At 74.8% G+C, this 4,050-nt stretch carries 5 protein-coding genes and 1 pseudogene; 2 read left to right on the top strand and 4 right to left on the bottom strand.

What is annotated here, in order from left to right:
- From AB0H87_RS38975 to AB0H87_RS38965, 3 genes and pseudogenes are all read right to left on the bottom strand, one after another.
- Positions 1–180, bottom strand: a pseudogene (locus AB0H87_RS38975) (hypothetical protein); the annotation flags it as partial.
- Positions 177–1,028, bottom strand: coding sequence for an alpha/beta hydrolase (locus AB0H87_RS38970; protein ID WP_360157939.1), 852 nt, complete (start codon positions 1,026–1,028; stop codon positions 177–179). The gene AB0H87_RS38970 and the pseudogene AB0H87_RS38975, both read right to left, overlap by 4 nt.
- Positions 949–2,286 carry an MFS transporter gene (locus AB0H87_RS38965; RefSeq protein WP_360157936.1) on the bottom strand — a complete coding sequence of 446 codons (1,338 nt, stop codon included), beginning with the start codon at positions 2,284–2,286 and terminating at the stop codon, positions 949–951. The genes AB0H87_RS38970 and AB0H87_RS38965 overlap by 80 nt, the downstream gene beginning before the upstream one ends.
- 66 nt (positions 2,287–2,352) lie before the next feature.
- Here AB0H87_RS38965 and AB0H87_RS38960 point away from each other — a divergent pair, with 66 nt between their 5' ends.
- Both AB0H87_RS38960 and AB0H87_RS38955 read left to right on the top strand, forming a co-directional pair.
- Entirely contained in the window at positions 2,353–3,342 is a 990-nt protein-coding gene (locus tag AB0H87_RS38960) for a DUF5937 family protein (RefSeq protein WP_360157933.1), read from the top strand.
- Between the two features lie 7 nt (positions 3,343–3,349).
- A complete protein-coding gene (locus AB0H87_RS38955; RefSeq protein ID WP_360157930.1) occupies positions 3,350–3,694 on the top strand; it encodes a DUF1330 domain-containing protein in 345 nt (114 codons plus the stop codon).
- Here the strand turns inward: AB0H87_RS38955 and AB0H87_RS38950 are convergent.
- Positions 3,683–4,050, bottom strand: a 368-nt coding sequence (locus tag AB0H87_RS38950) for a PfkB family carbohydrate kinase (protein ID WP_360157927.1), incomplete at its 5' end; no start/stop codon positions are given. The two genes, AB0H87_RS38955 and AB0H87_RS38950, sit on opposite strands and share 12 nt — an antisense overlap.

Raw genomic sequence — 4,050 nt, 5'->3', positions numbered from 1 at the left:
CTTTGCCGCCGCCTGAATCGGAACACCGGCACGGAGGTCGGCAGCCAGCCCGGTCAACCGGTCAAGCAGCGCGGACCTGGCAGCACGGCCCGCCGAGCCGAGCATCCGGTAGCAGTGCGCGGTCAGCTCGCGGCGGAACGGCTCGGCCGCCGCCGCGAACTCCCCGGCATCCATCCTCACAGCTCCAGTCTCGGTCGTACCCAGGCGGCGAGCCGCCCGATCGCGTCATCCGCCTCCGGCGCGCGCCCCGCGGCCATCTGGAACGTGTGCTGCTGCTCCTCGAACACGTCCCGGCGCACCTCGACGCCGGCGTCCCGGGCCCGCTTCTCCAGCATGCGGCTCTCGTCGAGCAGCGTCTCGTCGCCGCCGACCTGGATGAACATCGGCGGCAGCCCGGTCAGGTCCGCGTACAGCGGGTTGACCGCCGGGTCCCGCGGGTCACGGCCGGCGAGGTACATCGCGGCCAGCTCCGTCACCACGTCACGGTAGAAGAAGCCGTCCTTCTCCGCGTTGGTGTCGAAGCTGTCACCGCTGACCGTCATGTCCACCCACGGCGAGATCAGCAGCAGCGCGGCCGGCGGCGGGAGGCGCCGCGCGCGGGCGGCCAGGGTCGCGGTGATCGCGAGACCGCCGCCCGCCGAGTCACCGACGAGCGCGATCCGGTCGAAACCCTTTCCGACCAGCCCGGCGTACGCGGCGAGCGCGTCCTCCTGCTGCGACGGGTACGGATGTTCCGGGGTGTACCGCTGGTGCGCGATCAGCGCGGGGACGCCGACGGCCTTGGCGAGGTGCGCGTACACCTTCCGATGGGTGAACACCGACCCGCTGACGAACCCGCCGCCGTGCAGGCACAGCAGCGCCGCGCCCGCACCCTCGGTGCCCTTGGGCGCCAGCCAGAGCCCGTCGTCGACCTCGATGTAGTCGACGCCGCGCGGCTCGGCCGTCAGGTCACCCCAGTGGTCGTCGGTCTCCCTCGGCTCCGGCTCCGCCGGCGGGTTGCGGCGTTCGTGTGTCCAGGTCCGGTACATGCGCTCCACGGCGCGTGACTGCGTGCTGGCCATCGTGGGCCTCCTTCCCTCTACCGGTGTTGACCGCACCGGGGTCGAGAAGGAATCGGCTCGGCGGCACGAGCAGCGCGGTCGTGACCGTCGTCACTCCCGCGAGGGCCACCGCCCAGCGTGGCGCGGTCAGCGAGGCGAGGGCGCCGAACACCGCCGGGCCGACGCCCTGCAGCGTCATCAGGCCGGTGGAGAGCAGCCCGAACGCCTGGCCGCGGCCGCGTTCCGGCACGGCGTCGACGAACGCCCGCTGCAGGCCCAGCGAGTACGCGAACCCGGCCCCGCTGGCCACCATCAGCGCTCCGCAGACGACCAGCGGCGGGTCGAACGCGAACGCCACCGGCGGCAGCCCGAGCAGCAGGACGAGCGGGGCGACCAGCCGGGTCCGTAGGTCCGGCGGCACGAGCCGGCCGATCACGAGCTGCCCGACCAGCATGCCGAGCGGCGAGCAGGCCATCAGCAGGCCCACGGCGGCGGCGGGGAAGCCCCGGGTCGACGCGTACGCCACCATCAGCGCCTCGGCGCCGACCACGAAGGCGGACGGCAGCCACTGGAGCAGCAGCAACCGGCGCACCCAGGGGTCGGCCAGCAGCGTCGCGTTGGTCGACCAGCTCTGCCGCACGGCGCCCCCGCCGGCCGAGGGCAACGCGGGCAGATCGGCGAGCCCGATCCGGACGATCAGCGCCGCGCCGAGGTGACAGGCGGCGGTGAGCAGCAACGCGTGCTGCGGGCCGAGCGCGCCGACCGCAACCCCGCCGACCGCGAGGCCGAGCAGCTGCGCGCCGCCCGAGGCCATGCTGGTCAGGGAGCGGCCCAGCACGTACGCGTCGCCGGTCAGCACGTCGGCGACCAGCCGGCTGGAGGCGCCGTTGAACACCGGCGTGCCCACCGCGACGGCGGCCACCAGCACCAGGCAGGCCCAGGTCGGCAGCGGCAGCAGCGCCAGGACCAGCGCCGCGGCGCACTCGGCGGCGTAGCCGCCCACGATCAGCGGCCGGGGCTTGAGGCGGTCCGACAGCGACCCGAACAGGGCGCCGCCGAGCACCTGCGGCAGGAAGCCGATGCCGAACGTCACCGCGGACAGCCAGGCGGACCCGGTCGCGGTGAACACCAGCACCGACAGCGCCACGATGCGCAGCGTGTCGGCGGCGATCGCGATGGACCGGCTGAGGAACAGGACCCGGAAGGCCGGCACCGCGAACACCTCGCGGTAGGTCGTCGAACTCACCACCGCATGCTGCGCGGCGCACCGCCGGGCTGGCCAACGTTACGGGCACGGCCGTAACGTCGAGGGATGCTCCGCTACCTCGTCGACCAGTCCGACCTGCTGCACAGCCGGTTCGCGCTGTCGCCGAGCTTCGAGCTGGAGAACCTGCTCCGCTGGTTCGACGGCACGGACCGGCACGGCCCACGCACGCCGGGCCCCGCCGCCCGGCTGCGCCCCGCGTTCGAGCACCTCCGCCGCACCGACCCGGCCATGCGCGCCCTGCTCGCGCTGCACCACCCGCACGGCGGCGCCGACTTCGTCGCGCCACCACCCACCCGGGCGGCGCTGCAGACCATCGACGACGACCTCGAGGTGGTGCGGTCCGTGCCGCTGGCGATCGCCCGCGCCGAGATCGCGGCCTGCCTGGCCGCCCGGCCGGCGGCCGACCCGGACGCCCGGGAGGTCCTCGCCTCGCCGGACGTCACGGCGCTGCTCGCCGACGGCCTCCGCCGCGCCTGGGACGCCCTGCTCGCCGCCGACTGGCTCCAGCTGCGGGCGATCTGCGAACGCGACATCGTCTACCGCTCCGGCCTGCTGGCCCGGTACGGCTGGGCGGCGGCGCTCGACGGGCTGCATTCGCGGGTGCGCTGGCGCGGCGACGGCATCGAGGTGACCCGGATCGCCGACCGCGAGGTCGTGGTCGGCGGGCGGGGCGTGACGTTCATCCCGTCGGTGTTCATCTGGCCGAGCATCGCCGCGCACTCCGACGACCCGTGGGAGCGCGCCATCATCTACCCGGCGCGCGGCGTCGCCGACTGGTGGGGCGCGCCCGCCGCGCCGCCGTCGGCCGCGCTGGCGGAGCTGATCGGCCGCACCCGCGCGCGCATCCTGGTCGCGCTCCGCGAGCCGGCCAGCACCACGCAGCTCGCCCACGCCTTGTCGCTGCCGGTCGGATCGGCCGGCGACCACCTGCGCGCCCTGCGCCGCGCCGGCCTGCTCGACGCGACCCGTTCCGGCCGCGCGGTGCTCTACCACCGGACCCCGCTCGGTGACCTGCTGGCCGGCGCCGGGGCATGATGGCCGCATGACCGCGTACGCCTTGGCGCATTTGAAGAACCCGACCGCCAACGCCGACATCGTCGACTACATCGACCGGATCCAGGCCACGATGGACCCGTTCGGCGGGCGCTTCCTCGCGCACGGGCCCAAGGTCGAGGTGCACGAGGGGGAGTGGCCGGGCACGGTCGTGCTGCTGGAGTTCCCGGACGCCGACGCGGCGCGCGCCTGGTACGCCTCGCCGGCGTACCGCGAGATCCTGCCCCTGCGCCTCAACCACATCGACGGCGACACGATCCTGTTCGACGGCGTCCCGCCGGACTACGACGCGCGCGTCACCGCCGCGAAGATGCGGGAACGGCTAGGCGGCTGACGCGACCAGCGCACGGGCCCGCTCCGGCGCGGGCAGGCCCTCGGTGTCGCCCGGTGCGGCCACGACACCGGCGGCGAACTGGCTGCCCAGCCAGGCGGCGCCCCGCGGGTCGATGCCGGCCAGCCGGGCCGCCAGGTAGGCGCCGGCGAACGCGTCGCCCGCGCCGACCGGGTCGACGACCTCGACCGCCGCGGTGGGCAGATGCGCCGGGCCCGCCCCGGTCGCGTACCAGCAACCGTCGGCGCCGGCCTTGAGCACCACCTCGCCGACGCTGAACGCCAGCGGGCGGTCGTCCGGCAGCTCGAAGCCGTACAGCGTCTGCAGTTCCGACTGCAGCTGGAGGAACGCGAGCGAGT

Source organism: Asanoa sp. NPDC050611 (genome assembly GCF_040654855.1).
Lineage (GTDB): Bacteria > Actinomycetota > Actinomycetes > Mycobacteriales > Micromonosporaceae > Asanoa.
The sequence above is the reverse complement of the archived record's forward strand: the minus strand, read 5'-3'. Positions and strand labels throughout refer to the sequence as shown.